Source organism: Spirillospora sp. NPDC047418 (assembly GCF_040643275.1).
GTDB lineage: Bacteria > Actinomycetota > Actinomycetes > Streptosporangiales > Streptosporangiaceae > Spirillospora.
Map to the genome: position 1 here is coordinate 55,563 of NZ_JBEYTW010000024.1, position 18,440 is coordinate 74,002.

Here is an 18,440-nt window from a genome sequence, read left to right on the forward strand (position 1 = left end):
GCCGGGGGGTCAGCGGGTCAGGGTGCGGATCTGGGCGGGGCCGGTGAAGACCTCGGCGCGCATGCCCGCCTCGCGGGCGGCACGGACGTTGCGCTCGGTGTCGTCGAAGAAGAGCACGTCGGCGGGCCGGACGCCGAGGCGCTCGGCGCAGATCTCGTAGGCGCGCGGGTCGGGCTTCACGACGCCGATCCGGCAGGAGTAGACGAGCGCGTCGAAGCGGTCGAGCAGGGCCCCGTGCCTGGCCTCGAACCGGGGCACGAGGTCGCCGATGATGTTGGAGAGCAGGCCGAGCACGCGTCCCTCGTCGGCCAGCTCGCCGACGAGGGCGGCCATCTCGGCGTCCACGTCCGTCCAGCTGTCGAGGTCGGCCTCGATCAGCGCGGGGACGTCGGGGAAGGCGGTGCCGAGCCGGGCGGCGACGTCCGCCCAGTAGGGCGCGCTCTCCTGACCGGCGTCGTAGGCGGGGCGGCAGGCCCAGTAGGCGTCCCAGAAGGCGGGGCCGGAAACCCCGGCGATCCCCTCGATCCGCCGGATCGCCTCCGGGCTCTGGGTGCGGGCGATCACCCCGTACAGGTCGAACACGATGACATCGGCCATGTGCCCGAGCCTATGCGGCGCGCGGGAGATACCTCGTCCACAGACGTAGCAAGCGCTTGGTAAATGGCCGTAGCCTGGGTCGGCGCGGAAACGAGCAAGCGGTTGGGCGACACGGCATAATGAGAGGGTGACGACCACGAGCGCTAAGTCCGGACGATCCAGAACCCGTACCGCGGGCGAGGGCGGTCCCCGCCGGCGTGGCAGGGGCTCCTCGGCCCTGGCGTCGGAACGGCGCGAGCACCTGGTCAAGCTGGCGGCCGAACTCTTCGCGGAGAAGGGCTTCCAGGCCACCACGGTCCGCAACATCGCCGACGAGGCGGGCATCCTGTCCGGCAGCCTCTACCACCACTTCGACTCCAAGGAGTCGATCGTGGACGAAATCCTCGCCGGCTTCTTCACCGAGATCATGGCCTCCTACCAGGCGGTGATCGCGGAGGGCCGCAACCCGCGCGACACCATCGCCGGGCTGGTCCGGGTCGCGTTCGGCACCCTGGAGCCGCACCGCGCGGCGATCACGGTGATGCAGAACGACTGGAACTACCTCAAGGGCATGGACCGGTTCGCCTACCTGATCAAGTCCGAGGACGAGGTCGAGAAGATGTGGGTGGACACGCTCCAGACGGGCCAGGAGGACGGGCTCTTCCGCTCCGACCTCGACCCGAAGCTCACCTACCGGATGATCCGCGACACCGTGTGGGTGGCGGTCCGCTGGTTCCGGCCGGGCGGCCGCCTGGACGCCCAGGGCCTCGCGGAGCACTACCTCAAGGTGATGTTCGACGGCATCAACCTGCACTAGGCCTTCCCCGAACGGCCCCGCGGTGGCGGCGGCAGAGGGCACTCGGCCCGCCGAACGCGTCCGTTGGGCCACATCCGGCGCGGTTTCCCACGGTGAGCGACCCCTACCCCCCATAGTGTGCTTAGTCACAAATTGCCGAGTAGGGGTGACGCATTGGCCCGTGGGGACGCTGTTACTGGAGACATCTACGGGGGGAGGGCGATATGACGGCTCAACGGGGCGCCTCCGGTCGTGACGAGCCCACGCCCGCGGCCATGCGCGCCGCGACGGCGCGGGGCCTTCAGGAGCAGTTCCCAGGGGTGCGCGTCTGGTACGGCGAGGCGACCGGGTCGTGGTGGGCGATGGTCCCGCTGCGGGACGGCCCGCGGCTGCTGGAGGCGCCGTCGCCGCAGCAGCTGCGCGACGAGATCCTCAGCCTGCGGAGCCGCGGCTGACCGGGCCGGGGCCGCAGGAAGGGCAGAACCTGTGCCGCCCGCCGGGGACGGGGCGCGATCCGTCCCCAGCGGGCGTCTCTGCTGAAACTAACCCGAAAAGCGTTCGGACACAAGCGCTTGCTCGGTTTTGTCGCACTTCTCGTCCTAGACGGCGCCGAGCTCGGCCGCCGTGATCGCGCCGAGTTCCCAGCACGCCTCCAGATCGGCCTTGCCGGGTTCGCCGGTCACCACCACCGGCGGCTGGACGGCCTTCCACCTCAGCCCCGTGGTGATGGAGTCCAGCGCGCGCAGCGCCCCGGTGGCGTCATTGTTGCCGTGCAGGAACGCCCCGAACGGGCGGCGGACCGTCTCCTCCAGGCACGGGTAGTAGATCTGGTCGAAGAAGTGCTTGAGCGCCCCGGACAGGTAGCCGAGGTTGACGGGCGTGCCGAGCAGGTAGCCGTCCGCCTCCAGGACGTCCACGGCGGACGCCGTCAGCGCCGGGCGGGTCACGATCTCCACGCCCTCGATCTCGTCGGTGGACGCGCCCGCGCGCACCGCCTCGAACATCGCCTGGACCGACGGGGACGGCGTGTGATGGACGAGCAGCAGCCTCTTCACCACGCCGAGCCTAGTGGCGTCCCCCTTCTCCGGCCGGGTACGGCCGACCAGCGGATTCCGGCGTAGGCTGCGATTGGAGGCATATCCAACGTCCGACCCGGGGAATGAGTTCCAAAGGATCTTGGTTGGGGGCTCAGCGGAGGTGTCCTTCGTGGAACCAGGAAAACCGGCCGCGCCATCGGCCGCACGGCCCGTCTGGCCGCTCGCGCTGGCCGCGGCGCTCGTCGCCGTGCTCATCGCGGCGCCCGCGCTGCCCGGCTGCCCGCCGTGGCTCGGCCGGCTGTCGCGGATCGTGACCGGCAGCCCGCTCGCCCCCGCGCACGCCATCGCGATCGGCCTCGCGCTCGCGCTCGTCGCGCGCGGCGCCCTGCTGCTGCGCCGCGCGGCCTGGTACGGCCTCGTCGCGCTGGCCGCGCTCGGGCTGCTCGCCGTCGTCACCGGCGAGGACCCGCTGTGGCGGCTGCCGCTCCTGGCCGCCGTGCTCGGCGGGCTGTGGCTGGAGCGCGACCGGTTCCCGGTGCGGCCGCACCCCGAGCGGGTCCGCACGGCGGTAAAGACCGGCGCGCTGCTGGTGGTCGCGGCCATCGCCGTCTCGCTGCTGTTCGGCGGCGTGTCGGTCCGCTCGGTCGGGGCCGTCGCCGCCGGCCTCGGGTCCACCGGCCCGCCGCTGGACGGGGCGTCCTGGCTGCCGGGACTGCTCGGCCTCGCCGGCGCCGCCGGGCTGCTGGTGCTCGTCACCACGCTGCTCGCGCCCGATCCGGCGCCGCCGCCCGGCGACGAGCGGGAGCGCCGTCGCGTCGCGGGCCTCGTCGCGCATCCCGGCTCCGACACCCTCGCGCCGTTCGCGCTGCGCCGCGACAAGGCGTACGTGTTCAGCGCGGACGGCCGGGCCGCGATCGGCTACCGCGTCCTGTTCGGCGTCGCGGTCGCGGGCGGCGATCCGGTCGGCGACCCCGCCTCGCACGGCGAGGCCGTCCGCGCGTTCCTCGCGATGTGCCGGACGACGGGCTGGCGCCCGGCCGTCCTCGGCGCGAGCGACGGGCTGCTGCCCGCGTGGGGCCCCTGCCGCACGATCGGGTTCGGCGACGAGGTCGTCGTCGGTCCGGGCGAGTTCACGCTGAGCGGGCGCCGGATGCGCAACGTCCGGCAGGCGGTGAAGCGCACCGAGAACGCGGGGGTCACGTCCCGGATCGTCCCGGAGCGCGACCTCCCGCCGGCGCTGCGCGGCCAGCTGCTGGACGTGGCGTCCCGCTCGCTCGGCGGCGCGGCCGAGCGCGGCTTCTCGATGAACCTGGACGAGCTGCTCACCGGCTACCATCCGGGCGCGGTCGTCGCGATCGCCTACGGCGAGGACGAGCGGCCCATCGCGTTCCAGCGCTACGTCACCGCCGGGCAGGGCATCAGCCTGGACGCGATGCGGCGCAGCCCGGGCGGGCCGAACGGCGTCAACGAGCGGCTCATCGTCGAGATGATCGAGTACGCGGCCGAGCGCGGCCACGGCGTCGTCTCGCTGAACTTCGCCGCGTTCCGCGAGTTGCTCGACAGCGACGAGCGCGGGCTGCTGGAGCGGGCCGGCTACCAGGCCCTCCACCTGCTGGACCCGTGGATCGCGGTCGAGTCGCTGTACCTGTTCAACAAGAAGTTCAGGCCGTCCTACAAGCCGCGCAACGTCGTGTTCCGCTCCTGGTTCGACATCGCCCCGCTGGCCGCGGCCCTGCTGACCCTGGAGTTCGGCCGCACCGGGCTGGCCGGGCCCGCGGCGGAGCCGCTCACCGCGCCCGTCCACGATCTGGGCCGCTGACCGCGCCGCGCTCGCCGGGGATTCCTAGAACGTGATTCTATGGAGTCCCCGGTGAGAGGAGCGCGGCATGAGCACGGTGGTGCAGGGGCATTGCGACCCGGCGTTCGCGGGCGTCCGCGAGGAGTTCGAGCGGAACTTCGCGGAGGGCCGCGAGCTGGGCGCCGCCGTCGCCGTCTACGCGGGCGACCGCAAGGTCGTCGACCTGTGGGGCGGCGTCGCCGACCGCCGCACCGGCCGCGCCTGGCTGGCCGACACGCCCTGCTTCGGGTTCTCCTGCACCAAGGCGGTCACGGCCGCCGCGGCGGCGCTGCTCGCCGAGCGCGGCGCCTACGACGTGGACGGTCCGGTCACCGACTGGTGGCCGGAGTTCGGCGCCGCGGGCAAGGACGGCGCGACCGCCGCGCACCTGCTCTCGCACCAGGCGGGGCTGCCCGCCTTCGCCCGCCCGGTGTCGGCCGAGGAGGCGGCGGACGCCCCCGGGCTCGCGGCGGAACTGGCCGCGCAGAAGCCGGAGTGGGCGCCGGGCTCGGCGCACGGCTACCACGCGCTGACCTACGGCTGGCTCGCCGGTGAGATCGTCCGGCGCCACTCGGGCCGGACGGTCGGCGCGTTCGTCGCCGACGAGTTCGCCCGCGACCTGGACCTGTGGATCGGCTCCCCGGACGACGTGATCGAGCGCGCCGCGAAGATGTCGGCGTCCCGGCGCGGCGCCGCCGACCACCCGAGGACCGCCGACCACGACCTGCTGAACCGCCTCGCCGCCGCCTACACCGACCCGGACAGCACGATGAACCGGGCGCTGAACAACCCGCACCCGGGCAAGGGCGGCTACAACAACCCCGTCGTGCTGCGCGCGGGCTGGCCGTCCGCCGGGATGCTCGCCACCGCGCCCGCGTTCGCCGGCTTCTACCGGGACCTCATGGCGGGCCGGATCCTGCGTCCCGACACGCTGCGGGAGGCGATCCGCCCGCGCGTCGCCGGCCCGGACCGGACGATGCTCGTCGACAGCGCGTTCGGGCTCGGCTTCATGCGCCCGGCCCAGACGTTCTTCGTCCCGGCGGCGGGCCGGGAGTCGGCGTTCGGGCACACCGGCGCGGGCGGCTCCATCGGCCTCGGCGACCCGGACGCGGGGCTCGCGCTCGCCTACCTGCCGAACCTGATGGGCGACCACCTGACCGGCGACATGCGCGCCTACCGCCTGACCGAGGCCGCCTACGCGTCGCTCGCCTGACGGCGCCGCGCCGGGCGTCCCGGGCGGGCGGTAGCGTGCCGGGGCATGGAGGTGCGCGAACTTCACGCCTGGCCGGCCACGGCGCGGGAGGCGGAGGCGATCCAGGACCGGCTCCGCCCGATGCTCGAACTGGACGTCCCCGGGCCGGCCGCGCCGCGCACGGTCGCCGGGGTGGACGTCTCCTACGCGGGCGACGGCGGCGGAACCGGGACGCGGCTGGCCGCCGCCGCGGTCGTCCTGGACGCCGCGACGCTGGAGGTGCTGGAGGAGTCGGTGGCCGTCGGGACGGCCGCGTTCCCCTACGTCCCGGGCCTGTTCGCGTTCCGCGAGCTGCCGGCGCTGCTCGACGCGCTGCGCGCCCTCACCACCACGCCCGACCTGCTGGTCTGCGACGGGTTCGGGGTCGCGCATCCCCGCCGGTTCGGGCTCGCCTGCCACCTCGGCGTCCTGACCGGCGTCCCGGCGATCGGCGTCGGCAAGACCGCGTTCGTCGGCGCCTACGAGCAGCCCGGCCCGCGGCGCGGCGACGCGAGCCCGCTGCTGGACGGCGGCGAGGTCGTGGGACGCGTCCTGCGCACGCGGGACGGCGTGAAGCCGGTGTTCGTGTCGGTCGGGCACCGCACCGACCTCGACACGGCGTGCCGCCACGTGCTGTCGCTGGCGCCCGACTACCGGCTGCCGGAGACGACGCGCAGAGCCGACCGGCTGTCCCGGGACGCCCTGGCGTCCGCCGCCCGCGGGTAGCGCTCTCCCCCTCGGAGATGGCAGGCTCGTCCTACGCCAGGCGGTGGCCACCGCAGGTCATCCGCTGAACCGCTGGACGGTGCCCATGGACACCCGCCCGATGCGGGCCGACGCCCGCCGCAACTACGAACGACTGATCACGACCGCCCGCAGCGCCTTCATGGAGCACGGCACGGGCGCGTCCCTCGACGACATCGCCAAGCGCGCGGGCGTCGGCTCCGGGACGCTGTACCGGCACTTCCCCACCCGCGACGCGCTGCTGCACGCCGTGCTGCGGGAGCGGATCGACGGGCTCCTCGCGCACGCCGGCGACCTGCTCGCCGCGCCGGACGCCGAGGCCGCGCTGGGCCGCTGGCTGCGCAGCTACCTCGCCGGAGCGGCGACCCCGCGCGGCACCTCCACCGTGATCATCGAGGCGATGTCGGCGGAGTGGGCCGCCACCGGCCTCGGCGCGGCGGCCGCCGCGATCTGCGACGCGCTCGGCCGGCTGCTGGACCGGGCCCAGCGGGCCGGGGCGGTCCGCGCCGAGATCGACCCGCGCGACCTGCTGCGGCTCACCAACGCGATCGGCGTCGCGTCCGAGCGGGCGCCCGACCCGGACGCGTTCGCCGACCGGATGCTGGCGCTGCTCTTCGCCGGCCTGCGCACGGCCTAGGCCCGTCTTGTTCCGTTGACCAAGCGTTCGCTAGGTTACGGGGCAGGCAACCGGCATCGAGGAGCGTTGATGGGGCAGCTTGACGGCAAGGTGGCGCTGATCACCGGTGGTGCGCGCGGGATGGGCAAGTCGCACGTCCGCCGGTTCCTGGACGAGGGCGCCAAGGTGGTCTTCGGCGACGTCCTGGAGGAGGAGGGCGCCAAGCTCGCCGCCGACCTCGGGGACGCCGCCCGGTTCGTCCGGATGGACGTCACGTCGCCGGACGACTGGCAGGCGGCCGTCGAGACGGCGACGAGCGCCTTCGGGGCGCTGCACGTCCTGGTCAACAACGCCGGCATCATCCGGCACAAGACCATCGAGGACATGGGGCTCGACGAGTTCCGCCGCATCCTGGAGGTGAACCTCGTCGGCCAGTGGCTCGGCGTGAAGTCGGTGATCGCGCCGATGCGCGAGGCGGGCGGCGGCTCGATCGTCAACGTCTCCTCGACCGAGGGCTTCATCGGCGCGGCCGGGCTCGCCGCCTACAGCTCCAGCAAGTTCGGCGTCCGCGGCCTCACCAAGTCCGCGGCGCGGGAGCTCGGCGAGTACGGCATCCGGGTGAACTCCATCCACCCCGGCGGCGTGGTGACCCCGCTGTTCATGCAGGACGACATCATCGCGGCGAAGGCCGGCAGCGCCGACGCGTTCATGAACTCGCTCCCCCTCGGCCGCATGGCCAAGTCCAAGGAGGTCTCCGGCCTCGTCGTCTACCTGGCCTCGGACGACTCGTCCTACTGCACCGGCAGCGAGGTCCTGGTCGACGGCGGCATGCTCACCGGCGCGGGGTACTGAGCCGTGGCGGGCCGCTCCGGGCGGCCCGCCGCGCCGTCAGGGACGCCGCTCGGCCCACCCTTCGAGGGCCTCCAGCTGGGCGGCGAGCGAGATGAGCGTGGCCTCGTCGGAATCATGTCCGAGCAGCTGAGCCCCGATGGGCAGGCCGGCCCTGGTGAACCCCGCCGGCACGTTCACGCCCGGCCAGCCGAGGACGTTCCACGTCCAGGCGTAGGGGCAGACCGCCGCGACGCCCGACTGCGTCCGCTGGTAGCCGGCCCCGTCGAAGGCGCCGATCCGCAACGGCGGCTGAGCGGTGGTCGGGGTCAGCACGACGTCGGCGACCTGGAAGATGCGCCCGACCCTGCGCCGCAGGTGCGGGTCCATCCGCTTCGCGAGCGGCAGCAGCCGCTTCCCGAGCACGCGCCCGATGCGCGCCTCGACCTCCGTCCGGTGGTCGGGCCGCGGGTTCGGCAGGGAGTCCAGCCAGTCCGCGACACCGGCCGTGCCGCGCGGGATGAGCCCGAGCCCCACCAGCCCGTAGTCGGGATCGGCCGGGAAGACCTTGTGCCCGAGGTCGGTCAGCCGCCTCGCGAGCCGCTCGACGGCCGCCCGGATCTCGGGATCGAGCCGCCCGCTCACGCCGAAGGCCGTCCGGAACGAAACGGCGATCCGCAGCTTCCCGGGCTCCCGCCTGGCCGCCTCGACGAACGGCGTCACCGGCGCGTCGACCTGGTAGACGTCCTCGGGATGGCTCCCGCTCAGGACGTCGAGCAGCAGGGCGGCGTCCTCGACGTTCCGCGCCAGCGGCCCCCACACCGTGATGCCGTTGAACGGATCGGTCTGCGGGTATCCGGAGACCCTTCCCCGCTGCGGCTTGATGCCGACCAGCCCCGTCCAGGCCGCCGGTATCCGGATGGACCCGGCCCCGTCCGACCCGACCGCGCCCGCGACCATTCCCGCCGCCACGGCCGCCGCCGACCCGCCCGACGACCCGCCCGGCGTGTAGTCCGGATTCCAGGGGTTGCGGGCGCACCCGTAGGTCTCGGACTCGCTGAACGGCCACAACCCCAGCTCGCACGTCGTGGTCTTCCCGACGATCACCGCACCGGCCGCCCGCAGCTTCCGGACGAGTTCGGCGTCCCGCTTGGCGGGCAGGTGGTCCCCCGCCACCGCGAACGGCGTGGTCTCCCCCGCGAGATCGGTGTCGTCCTTGATGGCCACGGGCACCCCGAGCAGCGGCAGCCGCTTCCCCTCCGCGAGGCGCCTGTCGGCGTCCAGCGCCTCCTGGGCCGCACCCTCGGACCGCACGACCCGGAACGCCCCGAGCGACTCCTGCCGTCCGATGCTCTCCAGGCTCTCCTCGACCAGCTCACTGGACGAGACGTCGCCCCTGGCCAGTGCCGCCGCCTGCCCCACCAACCCCAGCACCCACGCCACCTCCGGTATCGTTCGTTCGAACGAACGATACCGATCGCACGATCCCTAGGGAAGACTGTGCACCGATGAGCGCTCGCGACCAGATCCTCCAAGCCACCCTCCGCCTCGTCGGCGAGCGAGGGATCGGCGCCGTGACCAACCGCGCCGTCGCCCGCGCGGCCGGCGTCTCCCTCGGCTCCCTCACCTACCACTTCCCGAGCCAGGAGGATCTCCTGCGCGAGGCCCTGCACACCTTCGTGGAAGAGGAGATCGCCCGCATCACGGCCTACGTCACGGCCCTGGCCGACGAGGGCCTGGGTCCCGTCCAGGCCCCGGACGAGGTCGAGAAGGCCATCCTCGACTTCACCGACGGCCCCGAGCAGGTGGCGAACCTGGAACTCCACCTGCACGCCGCCCGCGACCCGGGCCTCCGGGAGACCTCGAAACGCTCCGTGGCGGCCTACGACAAGCTCGCCACGGCCGTCCTCGGCGCCCTGGAGATCCCGGACGCCGAACGCCACGCCCCCGCGGTCGTCGCCATGCTCTACGGCCTCGCCATCCGCCGCCTCGCCACCGGCGACACCAGCGGCACCGGCACCGCCGACGCCTTCCGCCTCCTCCTCCTGGGCGGCCTCCCGCGCTGAAAAAGGCTTCTGGCCCGCACGGCCCCAGAGCGGGGTAACGGGGCCGTGCGGGCCAGAAACCTGTCTCAATCAGGAACCTCGGGTCGGAACCTCAGCCGACGTTCGCTTCACTCTCCGCCTGTGCACCTCCGCCGTCTCTCAACTCTGACACCCGCAACGCTAGGCCCGCGCACCCTCCAGCAGAACGCCCTTAAGCCTCACTTAGGGAAGGGCTCACCCACTCTTATTCAGCGGCCGTCCGAGGTCGTCCGGGGAAGTCGCGTGGAGAGCCGCTCACCTGCGAAAACAAGGGAAGGAGCCCAGGGGAACAGTCCGGCACAGTCGAGCACCGTCGGCTTGATCCGAACGGCGTTGGCTCCCGAGACTGGCTCCCCTGGCTCCCTCCCTCTCAGCAGGGAGGAGGCCACCCCATGGCCCTCGAAATCACCGAAACCACGATGACCGTGACGGTAAAAGGCAAGGTCATCGCCACCGGCACCCGCATAGGGGACGTCTGGCACGTCACCACCTGGGCGCGCCCTCTAGACCGCAACTCCGCGATCACGGCCCTGTCTCTCGCCGAACGGGTCATCACCCACGGCGAGGACGACCCGTGCGTCATGGAGTGGCGTAGGGAGCTGGCCCGTGACTGACCGCCTCATCCGGATCACTACCGCGCTCGCCGTGGTGGCGGTAGCCGCCGTGGCAGCCGTCATCTCGTACCGCCACGCCTACGAACTCGTCCACTCGCACGGCGAAGCCGGTCCCACGGCGCGCCTCGTCCCGTTCACTGTGGACGGCCTCATCTGGGCAGCGTCCATGGTGATCCTGGACGCAAGCCGCCAGAAGCAACCGGCACCACCACTGGCGAAGTGGAGCCTCGCCGTAGGCATCGTGGCGACGGTAGGCGCCAACGTGGCGCACGGCGCATCCCACGGCCCCATCGGCGCGGTAGTCAGCGCATGGCCGGCACTCGCCCTCGTCGGCTCCTTCGAACTCCTGATGACCCTCACCCGCGCCGCAGCCAGCCCAGACCTCGTCCCGAACGAGGGACGCACCGAACCGGAACAGCCCCGCACCGAAGTGGAGCGGACGCCGGAGCAGGCAGTTTTGGACGAGTACAGGGCGAGCTTGAACGGTCCCGGCCGCCCGCTCTCACAGCGCTACCTCGCCGAGAAACACGGCATCGACCGCCGCAAGGTCAAGCAGATCATCACCAAATCGGAATCGTCTGCCCCAGCATGAGCCACGGAGGGCCCAGTCACGGTATCAATCTCAGCCGTGGCTGGGCCCTTCCCACTTCCACTCCAAAGAATCTACCGAATTACAATAACCCTAGTCGGGATTCCAGGGCCGTCCTGCGACAAGTCGATCTCAAGAGAGTTGGGGTTGTCGAGAACCTCTTTTGGATCGTAAACGATTGCAAAGATAGCCTGGCAGTCGGGGTGCTTGGGGTAACGTCCCCAGTCGATCAGCAACTCAGCACCTACATCCTTGTCTTTCTGCCCTTCTCGCACCATCTTTGTTTCAACAGCTACGCCAATATCGCGAATCATAAAGTCCGGTATCGAACTTCCGCCGGCGTGCTTCGAAGCCGGATCTTCGTCACTCACATTTACGTAAAGCAGCCTCAATGTTGCCAGTACGACGATTTGTAGCTCTTTTTCTTTTGTTATATTCGGAGCAGGAACGTTCACCGAAGCTTTATTCTTCAGGGTGCGCAGGTAGTCCGGCAGTCTACGAAACGTACTAGCAAGTTCATCAAGGATGCCTATTATGTCACTCTCGGCGTGAAGTTCCTGGATGAGGATTTGCCGTTGCGTTACCAGAGAGTCCCGAACTGTACCTTGAAATTCAACCTTCCACTCACTGATGAGTGGATTCTCCTGACCCGGGTTATAGAAATCATTCCTAGCGAATGGATCTACCAAAAAGGCGCGAACCCTGTTAGTCCACGCCCCTCCCTCATACATGTCGACAAACTTTTCCAGTTGCTCACCACTCAACATCGCCTTGGCTGTCACATACCATTTCCCGTAGTCCCGCTGAACCCTTCGAACGTCTTCCGGAGAGACTTCGGCACCCTGCTGCCAATGCGACATCTCTGTTTCGAAGTCTTCATTCATCGCTATTAGTTCTTGCAACTCTTGGCGACGCTGCACCGCTCGAGACATGAACTCTCCCCATAAATCAGGTCAGTGATCCGCCTCACATGCTACTCCGGCGGAGTCTTCGTTATCAGCTCAACGCACGAGCGTTCACCCATACGCGAGCGAAGCTCTCCAGGTAGGTGCTCGCCATGTCGCCGTCCTCGGCCCTCCGCAGATGCAAGACAGGGGCTTGGGATGCAGCGATGCCATAGGCATGTGGGTTGATCAGTAGATCGTCATCGGCGCGGTAGATGGAGTTGTAGAGGACGGTGTCATGCAGCCGGATCTCAACGCCGTCCACGTCCCGTAGAGCCCGGTAGTGGACGAGGGCGTTGCGGATCTTCGCGGCCATTGACTCGCCCACCCCCTCGTCACAACCTCGCTCCGCGACGCACGTCCCGTCCGGGTCGCCGAGCAGGATGCGCACGGAGACGCCGTTGCACGCCCTCTCGGCGAGCGCGCGCATGATGCCCATGTCCTCGGCGAGGAAGAGTCCGGCGTAGGCCAGGATGCCGATCTCAACCCGTGCGCTTCGAAAGAGCTGCTGCCAGACGTGACGAGGGACGGCCCACCGGTGCGGGTAGATCGCTAGGACGTCGATCGTCGGTGGCTCCGCCTGGACGTCCGCTACCGCGAGCTGCGGCCACAACTCCGCCTCGTCCCGTCCGACGAGGGACGCGACCCTTGCCCGGTGGCGCGGGTACGGCACGCGTCCGGCGACCCATCTGTGGACGGTCTTGGGGTCCACGCCCAACCGCGCCGCCGCGCCGGCTTCGGTCAGGCGCGCGTCGGCAAGGGCACGTCGCAACAAGTCGTTCACCGGAACCTCCCGCGCTGCAAGTGAGGACGACGCACTAGCGACGCTAACAGAAGACGTCCCAAGACGTCCCTAGATGCCGATGGAGAGGTCCCACCCCGGCCGGAAAGCTCAAGACACACGGCGAAGACACCGCTTCGCCCCCAGGGAGCTACACGCAAGCCGAGGAGTCACCATGTCCACCGACTGGCCGCACAAGGCCACCCCCGCCCCGTCCGAGAACGACACGCGCGAGGCAGACGAGGCGCTCGCCGCGTTGCGCCAGGACTTCACCGGACACCGGATCTGGCGCGCCGTGCGATGGGACGGACGGCTCGGGGATTGGGTCGCGAGCCTGCACGACCCGCACGCCGGTGTGGACCCCACGGTGATCCGGTCGAGCCCTGCCGCGCTGCGGGAGGAACTCGTCAACGAGGCCGCGCGCGCCGAGGTGCGGCGCGTGGGGACCTGGTGATGGCGCGGGACCGATCCCCGCAGCCATCACCAGAGGGGACCGCCATGGGGAGGGCGGTCCCGGTGGGTGGGGCGGAGGTGGCGCGGTCGGTGGGTATCCCCCCGGATGCACCGACCGCGTTCCCTCTGCCCACCTACAGCGGCCGATGGCGCGCACGCTGGCACCTCACCCGCCTCGCCCTCGTCATACGCCGAGACGGCTGGACGACCCAACTCCGCACGGAGACGCCGCGCACCCTCCTGCGGGTCTACTCCGAACAGGCCCCGGCCATCGGCGAGAGCATCTCCGTAGTGTGGGGCAACGGCGCATGGTGGTACCAAGCCAGTACCGGCCTATGGCTCACCCCCTGCACCCGCGTCAACCTTGCTGCGGACAAGCTGAACATCCTCCTCACACCGTGGGTTTCAGCGGCGTTCGACCCGCTGAGGGACGAGCAGCACTGACATGACCCGCCGCACGGCATGGGGCACCTACGCGCGCATCACCGACGCGCTACGCCAACGCATCGCAGACAGCACCTACGCCCCCGGCACCCGCCTACCGGGCGAGGCCGCCCTCTGCGCCGAGTTCGGCGTTGCCCGCAACACCGTGCGGCGGGCTCTGTCCACCCTGCAAGATGAGGGACTCATCACCGTCCGCCCCGGCGTCGGCCGGTTCGTCCAGGACGGCATCGCACAACCGCGCACGCCCTCTGAGCAGATAGCAGCGAGCCTGCGCCACCAGATCGAGACCGGACGCTTCCAACCGGGCTATGCCCTACCGAGCGAAGCTCAACTCTCCCGCCGGTATGGGGTGTCCCGAACTACAGCCCGCGCGGCCCTCATCGCCCTTGAAACCGCCGGCCTCGTCACCTGCGTCCACGGCAAAGGACGCTACGTCCCCGAAGACGTCCCCAGATGAGCCCTGCACGCCCGTGGACGTCCACCCACACCCCCGTAGCGTCGAACGCATGAACAAGAACACCGCAGCGTGGGCACGCGACCTCGCACGCAAACACCTAGAGACCCCACTCCCCCGCCGCTGGGCGCACACTCAAGGCGTAGCCCGCCAGGCTCGCAGCCTCGCCCCCATCCTCGGCGACGAGGCCGACCTTCTAGAGGCCGCCGCTTGGCTCCATGACATCGGTTACGCCCCCGACCTAGTCAGGACCGGCTTTCACCCCTTGGATGGCGCCCGCTACCTCCGCAACACACACCAGGCCGACATCCACCTGTGCCGCCTAGTGGCGCACCACTCCTGTGCGCTGATTGAGGCACGCGAACGAGGACTGTCGATCCCGTTGACCAGGGAGTTCGGGACGCAGCCACCTCACTTGAGCACCCCTCTGATCTACTGCGACATGACGACCGGTCCACGCGGTGAACCTCTCTCCGTCGAGCAGCGGATCACTGAGATTCTGGCGCGCTACGGAGCTGGCCACCTTGTCACACGCGCGATCACAAGAGCCTCCCCACAATTGATCAATGCGGTACAGCAGGTATCGCGAGAACTGCCCCTTGCGCTTGAGCACTCCTGAAGACCATTACCACCGGCAGCCATTCAGGGGCATTCCTGCGAAACCGACGCCATCAAGGTTCGACCCCGGTGGATGGCGCTGAGACGAAGCACTAGGGGGAGAAAAGAGCAGCCTTCGCATCACTTGCACGAGGGATGAAATCAAACCAGTCTGCACTTTTACTTAGGTGCTCGTCATGCGTCAACCGCAGGCCCTTTCCACTAAGTTCGCCCTGCAAACTCAATTGCAGACCCCAGCTTGCCATCTTCCTTGCATATTCATGCACAGTTGAAGCACTTCTTGCGCTGACCGGCCCTCCGTGCGCGAGAGCATTTCGAATACGATGGAGCCGCGACCTGATAATGCGCCAATCTTCCATCAATTCGTCTCGTCTTAAGGCTATAGCCATGGGCGAAGCAAGAGTTTTTGCCACCTCATCTATCTCTCTACCGGGCCCATCATGTATCGAATAAATTGTAGAGAGAAAGTGTAGTGCATCAAAACCTTTTACCATGCGCACTTCAAAACCGGAGTGTTTCGACTTGAAAACCGATAGCTGCAAGTTCCGAAGCTCCTGCTTTTGGGCAGACGAGAGGCCGGGAGGCTGATCGAATATCGCCCGGTACAACACTCCACTAAGAGCACCGTGCAACTCAGACCTAACCCAAGCTTTCGCCAGGAAGTAGTCCAAATATTCTTGCCATGGTTTATCGAACACACGGGAAGCGACCAGTTCCAGGATGCGAACATAGAGAACAATAGAGGAAAGCGGCTCTTGCTGACTTGCCCCTTTCCACGCATGGGCCACATCGACCAACTCAGTTAACTCTGGCTTCTGAATAGGAAAATATGGAGCGAAATCGCTTTCGATTTCTGCAAGGGCTTCATCAGTGCCGTCCACATAAGGAGAGGACATGATCGCCTCAAGGTCATGCTCTTTCCTGAATGCACCCATACCTCGGATCTTGCCGTCAATAACATGCAGATAACCAGACATCAAGCGCCAGGAGCTTGACCCTATTTGGAGACCGGTCAATGCGACAATTGCATCCATTTGCTTCTTTGCAATCGAAACAGGATCGCTAAATGAATCATGACCCAAGTCTACGCGCACAAGCACCGTGGCTCGCTCGTCCGGTAGATTAGAAGGGGAAAACAGGCCATACTCGCCTAGAAGCTCCGAGGGAAACTCTACTGGAGCGGGTCGATTGCTTTCCAGGATGGCCTTGATCATATGACTGTCATAGAACGTAACAGATTCTCCGAATTTCCTGACCGAGCGACTAATCAGGTATGCATTGTAGAAGGCAAGCCAGACAACATGTCGCCCAGCGCTTGCGGAATAGCTCACGAGCTTGTCGCACAGTGCAATCTGCTGATCTGGCGTGAACCCGGCTGACTCCCCGGGGCGAGGTCGACTCGCAACCTGCGTAGCGTCGACCTCGTTGACCATGATTTGAGCGCTTCGAACACCGAAGACATCGTTACTTAGCACCCCGATCAAATTCATACTGAGCCGTTTCAGGTCATAATCCGAAGCTTCCACAATGTCTCGAAAAAGATCGCGGCGCTCAGCCAATCGTGAGCGAGGCATTGTATCGCTCTTGCATCCATCGACCAGGTCACGCCAAGCCGCTTTACGGGCATCCGAGCTAGTGAGTCTCACCATAAGGTGATCAACTTGCCTTGCGATCACTGTGCGGGATGCGCGCAAGTAGATCTCAAAATTGGAATTTGAGAGGTTGTCGAGCTTAATTGTCAGCTCACTAGATGAGGTCAGGCAGGTGTTAATCTCATTTCGAACGGCGTCCTTTAAGTTTGCGCCAACTTTTCCTGCGGTCATGTCGAAGTCCGCGAGAACTGAGCGCCACCCGTTCTTATGACGGCTGTCATACGGTCGCTTATCTTCGAGCCAAGCATGAAGTTCGGCGGCTGCATCAAGCAAACCGATGTCTCTTGCACTGGTCCAGGACTCATCAAGCCTTTGAAGGGTGCGTATCAGTTCATCAAGCCAGCTCATGAAGCTAGGTTACTGCACTCGCTGCTTGACAGCCACCGGATCGGAACTCCCCAAGGTTTTCTGCCAGGCTTGCGAAGATGGGCACCCGGTATTCGTGTTGCTGCTTTACGAGCATCCTCGCCTACACCACCTTTTTATGGGCACCTGCCACCACACTAATGATAGAAGAATTTCCGGCTAGCTGATTCTTGGATGACCCGGGTATTCCAGATAGTCACGGAGACGCAGTCGCATTGATCGATCCATCTCTTTTTTTGTCGCCTGATTCCTGGGAATCCATTCGACATCACTAGACTCCTCGCTCACACGCGTACGACCACCAACCTGGCGCGCCCGAAGGAGGATGGAAAATTCTTGCCGCGTTTCTCCATTGCTAGTGTAATGGATCAGATGTTTAGGGTCACTATAAATTCCAATGATGCCCGTAATTTCACATTCAATGCCTGTCTCCTCTTTAGTTTCCCGAACGGCGGCTTGCGGCACAGACTCACCGAGATCAACAGCCCCACCAGGTAGAGCCCAGTTTCCGTTGTCGGTGCGGCGGATCACGAGAATCTCGCCCTTGTCGTTCTCTACGACAACATTCACGGACGGGACGAGGCTGTTGGCCTTGGGAGCGTTGGGGTCGTCGTAGTAGTCGATTCTGCCGCCCATGTGTTAGTCCCCCGGTATGGGTGTGGCGCCTTCCCAGACGCGTTCGAAGCTTTCTAGGTAGATGTTGACCAGGTCTCCGCCAGCTATGCGGCGCAGGTGCCAGACAGGGGCGTGTGGGGCCGTGACACCGTAGACGTGTGTGTTGACGAGGAGTTGGTCATCGGCGCGGTAGATGGAGTTGTAGAGCACTGTGCGGTGAAAGCGGAACTCTACGCCGTCTTGTTTTCGCAGATTCTTGTAGAGGACGAGGGCGTTGCGGATCTTCGCGGCCATGGCGTCGTCTACGCCCTCGTCCTCTCCCCGTTCGGCTACCTGGGGGCTGTCAGGGTCGCCGAGGAGGATACGGACGCGGACGCCGGCCTCTACTTTCTCGGCGAAGGTGCGTTGGATGCCGGCGTCTTCGGAGAGGAAGAGGCCGGAGTAGACCAGGACGCCGATCTCTTGCTTGGCTGCGGCGAAGAGATGTCCCCATGCGTCCCTTGGGACGGATGTCCGGCGCGGGTAGATCGTCACTAGTTCACTGCTGGACGCTGCGGTGACTTGCTCGTTGGAGAGGGCGTCCGGCCATAGGAACGTCTCGTCTACGCCCAAATGTGAAGCTACTGCATAGCGGTGCCGCCGGTAGGGGGTGCGGTCTTTGGTGATCCACCGTTCTACCGTCTTCGGATCCACGTCGATCGCTTCGGCAAGCGTGGCGATGGTCAGGCCCTGCTCTAGCAGGGCTGCGCGTAGGCGTTCGTTCGGCATGCACCCGTCCGGGTTCCGGGACGTCCTGGGACGCGATCAACCCTAGAAGGACGTCTTGAACACGTCCAGTCATGTAGTGATCTCGTCCCCCAGGTCAGGCGCAATCTCTTTCTCGTAAGCCACCGACCGCCCGAAACCGCCCCCGCCGGATCCGGGCTTACGAGAGGAGGGATCGCACATGATCCTCGTCCTGGCATCGATCACCGCCGTCTTCCTCGCCGGTTCCACCTGCGGAATCTTCGCCATGCTCGTCATCGGCATCCACGCCGAAGAGCGCCGCGTCGCGCGTGGCCGTACCGAGTCGTCCCGCTGCGGCACCGCTTCCCGGCGTCTGCTCTCAACGGGCACGTGTGACGAGGCCCCGCGCCGCGTTCCGGCGGGGCGGTGAGGATG

23 protein-coding genes are annotated in these 18,440 nt (G+C 67.4%); 15 read left to right on the forward strand and 8 right to left on the reverse strand.

Annotation, left to right across the window (positions count from 1 at the left end):
* Positions 1-9 precede the first annotated feature (9 nt).
* Positions 10-597 carry an HAD family hydrolase gene (locus ABZ806_RS17535; RefSeq protein ID WP_500218332.1) on the reverse strand — a complete coding sequence of 196 codons (588 nt, stop codon included), beginning with the start codon at positions 595-597 and terminating at the stop codon, positions 10-12.
* Between the two features lie 127 nt (positions 598-724).
* Here ABZ806_RS17535 and ABZ806_RS17540 point away from each other — a divergent pair, with 127 nt between their 5' ends.
* Both ABZ806_RS17540 and ABZ806_RS17545 read left to right on the forward strand, forming a co-directional pair.
* Positions 725-1,393, forward strand: coding sequence for a TetR/AcrR family transcriptional regulator (locus ABZ806_RS17540; protein WP_500218333.1), 669 nt, complete (start codon positions 725-727; stop codon positions 1,391-1,393).
* Positions 1,394-1,596: 203 nt separating this feature from the next.
* Positions 1,597-1,827: a hypothetical protein gene (locus ABZ806_RS17545; RefSeq protein ID WP_500218334.1), complete on the forward strand. Its 231-nt coding sequence runs from the start codon at positions 1,597-1,599 to the stop codon at positions 1,825-1,827.
* 144 nt (positions 1,828-1,971) lie between these two features.
* Here ABZ806_RS17545 and ABZ806_RS17550 read toward each other — a convergent pair whose 3' ends face one another.
* Positions 1,972-2,427: a flavodoxin family protein gene (locus ABZ806_RS17550; RefSeq protein ID WP_500218335.1), complete on the reverse strand. Its 456-nt coding sequence runs from the start codon at positions 2,425-2,427 to the stop codon at positions 1,972-1,974.
* Positions 2,428-2,578: 151 nt separating this feature from the next.
* Here ABZ806_RS17550 and ABZ806_RS17555 point away from each other — a divergent pair, with 151 nt between their 5' ends.
* From ABZ806_RS17555 to ABZ806_RS17575, 5 genes are all read left to right on the forward strand, one after another.
* On the forward strand, positions 2,579-4,228 hold the full coding sequence (locus tag ABZ806_RS17555; protein WP_500218336.1) for a bifunctional lysylphosphatidylglycerol flippase/synthetase MprF: 1,650 nt from the start codon (positions 2,579-2,581) through the stop codon (positions 4,226-4,228).
* A gap of 67 nt (positions 4,229-4,295) precedes the next feature.
* The gene (locus ABZ806_RS17560; RefSeq protein WP_500218337.1) at positions 4,296-5,459 is read left to right on the forward strand and encodes a serine hydrolase domain-containing protein; all 1,164 of its coding nucleotides are present in this window, start codon (positions 4,296-4,298) and stop codon (positions 5,457-5,459) included.
* Positions 5,460-5,504: 45 nt separating this feature from the next.
* Positions 5,505-6,203 carry a deoxyribonuclease V gene (gene nfi, locus ABZ806_RS17565; RefSeq protein ID WP_500218338.1) on the forward strand — a complete coding sequence of 233 codons (699 nt, stop codon included), beginning with the start codon at positions 5,505-5,507 and terminating at the stop codon, positions 6,201-6,203.
* Positions 6,204-6,288: 85 nt separating this feature from the next.
* Positions 6,289-6,858, forward strand: coding sequence for a TetR/AcrR family transcriptional regulator (locus ABZ806_RS17570; RefSeq protein WP_500218339.1), 570 nt, complete (start codon positions 6,289-6,291; stop codon positions 6,856-6,858).
* A 69-nt stretch (positions 6,859-6,927) separates the two neighbouring features.
* Positions 6,928-7,689: a glucose 1-dehydrogenase gene (locus ABZ806_RS17575; RefSeq protein ID WP_500218340.1), complete on the forward strand. Its 762-nt coding sequence runs from the start codon at positions 6,928-6,930 to the stop codon at positions 7,687-7,689.
* Between the two features lie 36 nt (positions 7,690-7,725).
* Here the strand turns inward: ABZ806_RS17575 and ABZ806_RS17580 are convergent, their stop codons facing one another.
* Positions 7,726-9,099 (reverse strand): amidase, encoded by a 1,374-nt coding sequence (locus ABZ806_RS17580; RefSeq protein ID WP_500218341.1) that lies wholly within the window; start codon positions 9,097-9,099, stop codon positions 7,726-7,728.
* A 74-nt stretch (positions 9,100-9,173) separates the two neighbouring features.
* On the opposite strand from ABZ806_RS17580, the gene ABZ806_RS17585 reads away from it, so the two are divergent.
* The 3 genes from ABZ806_RS17585 (at position 9,174) to ABZ806_RS17595 (ending at position 10,955) form a co-directional block, all read left to right on the forward strand.
* Positions 9,174-9,731 carry a TetR/AcrR family transcriptional regulator gene (locus ABZ806_RS17585; RefSeq protein ID WP_500218342.1) on the forward strand — a complete coding sequence of 186 codons (558 nt, stop codon included), beginning with the start codon at positions 9,174-9,176 and terminating at the stop codon, positions 9,729-9,731.
* 410 nt (positions 9,732-10,141) lie between these two features.
* Positions 10,142-10,363: a hypothetical protein gene (locus ABZ806_RS17590; protein ID WP_500218343.1), complete on the forward strand. Its 222-nt coding sequence runs from the start codon at positions 10,142-10,144 to the stop codon at positions 10,361-10,363.
* Complete coding sequence (locus ABZ806_RS17595) at positions 10,356-10,955, forward strand: DUF2637 domain-containing protein (RefSeq protein WP_500218344.1); 600 nt, start codon at positions 10,356-10,358, stop codon at positions 10,953-10,955. The genes ABZ806_RS17590 and ABZ806_RS17595 overlap by 8 nt, the downstream gene beginning before the upstream one ends.
* A 71-nt stretch (positions 10,956-11,026) precedes the next feature.
* Here the strand turns inward: ABZ806_RS17595 and ABZ806_RS17600 are convergent, their stop codons facing one another.
* Together ABZ806_RS17600 and ABZ806_RS17605 are read right to left on the reverse strand one after the other, a co-directional pair.
* Positions 11,027-11,884, reverse strand: coding sequence for a PD-(D/E)XK nuclease domain-containing protein (locus ABZ806_RS17600; RefSeq protein ID WP_500218345.1), 858 nt, complete (start codon positions 11,882-11,884; stop codon positions 11,027-11,029).
* A 64-nt stretch (positions 11,885-11,948) separates the two neighbouring features.
* Positions 11,949-12,680, reverse strand: a complete 732-nt coding sequence (locus ABZ806_RS17605; RefSeq protein WP_500218346.1) for a DUF5919 domain-containing protein — start codon at positions 12,678-12,680, stop codon at positions 11,949-11,951.
* A gap of 172 nt (positions 12,681-12,852) precedes the next feature.
* On the opposite strand from ABZ806_RS17605, the gene ABZ806_RS17610 reads away from it, so the two are divergent.
* From ABZ806_RS17610 to ABZ806_RS17625, 4 genes are all read left to right on the forward strand, one after another.
* The gene (locus ABZ806_RS17610; protein ID WP_500218347.1) at positions 12,853-13,131 is read left to right on the forward strand and encodes a hypothetical protein; all 279 of its coding nucleotides are present in this window, start codon (positions 12,853-12,855) and stop codon (positions 13,129-13,131) included.
* An 89-nt stretch (positions 13,132-13,220) separates the two neighbouring features.
* On the forward strand, positions 13,221-13,574 hold the full coding sequence (locus ABZ806_RS17615; protein ID WP_500218348.1) for a hypothetical protein: 354 nt from the start codon (positions 13,221-13,223) through the stop codon (positions 13,572-13,574).
* A gap of 1 nt (position 13,575) precedes the next feature.
* Positions 13,576-14,031: a winged helix-turn-helix domain-containing protein gene (locus ABZ806_RS17620; protein WP_500218349.1), complete on the forward strand. Its 456-nt coding sequence runs from the start codon at positions 13,576-13,578 to the stop codon at positions 14,029-14,031.
* Positions 14,032-14,080: 49 nt separating this feature from the next.
* Complete coding sequence (locus tag ABZ806_RS17625) at positions 14,081-14,647, forward strand: HD domain-containing protein (RefSeq protein ID WP_500218350.1); 567 nt, start codon at positions 14,081-14,083, stop codon at positions 14,645-14,647.
* A 91-nt stretch (positions 14,648-14,738) separates the two neighbouring features.
* On the opposite strand, the gene ABZ806_RS17630 is transcribed toward ABZ806_RS17625, so the two are convergent.
* The 3 genes from ABZ806_RS17630 to ABZ806_RS17640 all read right to left on the reverse strand — a co-directional run bounded on the left by ABZ806_RS17630 (position 14,739) and on the right by ABZ806_RS17640 (position 18,047).
* The gene (locus tag ABZ806_RS17630; protein WP_500218351.1) at positions 14,739-16,646 is read right to left on the reverse strand and encodes a hypothetical protein; all 1,908 of its coding nucleotides are present in this window, start codon (positions 16,644-16,646) and stop codon (positions 14,739-14,741) included.
* Positions 16,647-16,823: 177 nt separating this feature from the next.
* Positions 16,824-17,300 carry an NUDIX domain-containing protein gene (locus ABZ806_RS17635; protein ID WP_500218352.1) on the reverse strand — a complete coding sequence of 159 codons (477 nt, stop codon included), beginning with the start codon at positions 17,298-17,300 and terminating at the stop codon, positions 16,824-16,826.
* Positions 17,301-17,303: 3 nt separating this feature from the next.
* Positions 17,304-18,047: a helix-turn-helix domain-containing protein gene (locus tag ABZ806_RS17640; protein WP_500218353.1), complete on the reverse strand. Its 744-nt coding sequence runs from the start codon at positions 18,045-18,047 to the stop codon at positions 17,304-17,306.
* 178 nt (positions 18,048-18,225) lie between these two features.
* Here ABZ806_RS17640 and ABZ806_RS17645 point away from each other — a divergent pair, with 178 nt between their 5' ends.
* Positions 18,226-18,435 carry a hypothetical protein gene (locus tag ABZ806_RS17645; RefSeq protein ID WP_500218354.1) on the forward strand — a complete coding sequence of 70 codons (210 nt, stop codon included), beginning with the start codon at positions 18,226-18,228 and terminating at the stop codon, positions 18,433-18,435.
* Positions 18,436-18,440 lie beyond the last annotated feature (5 nt).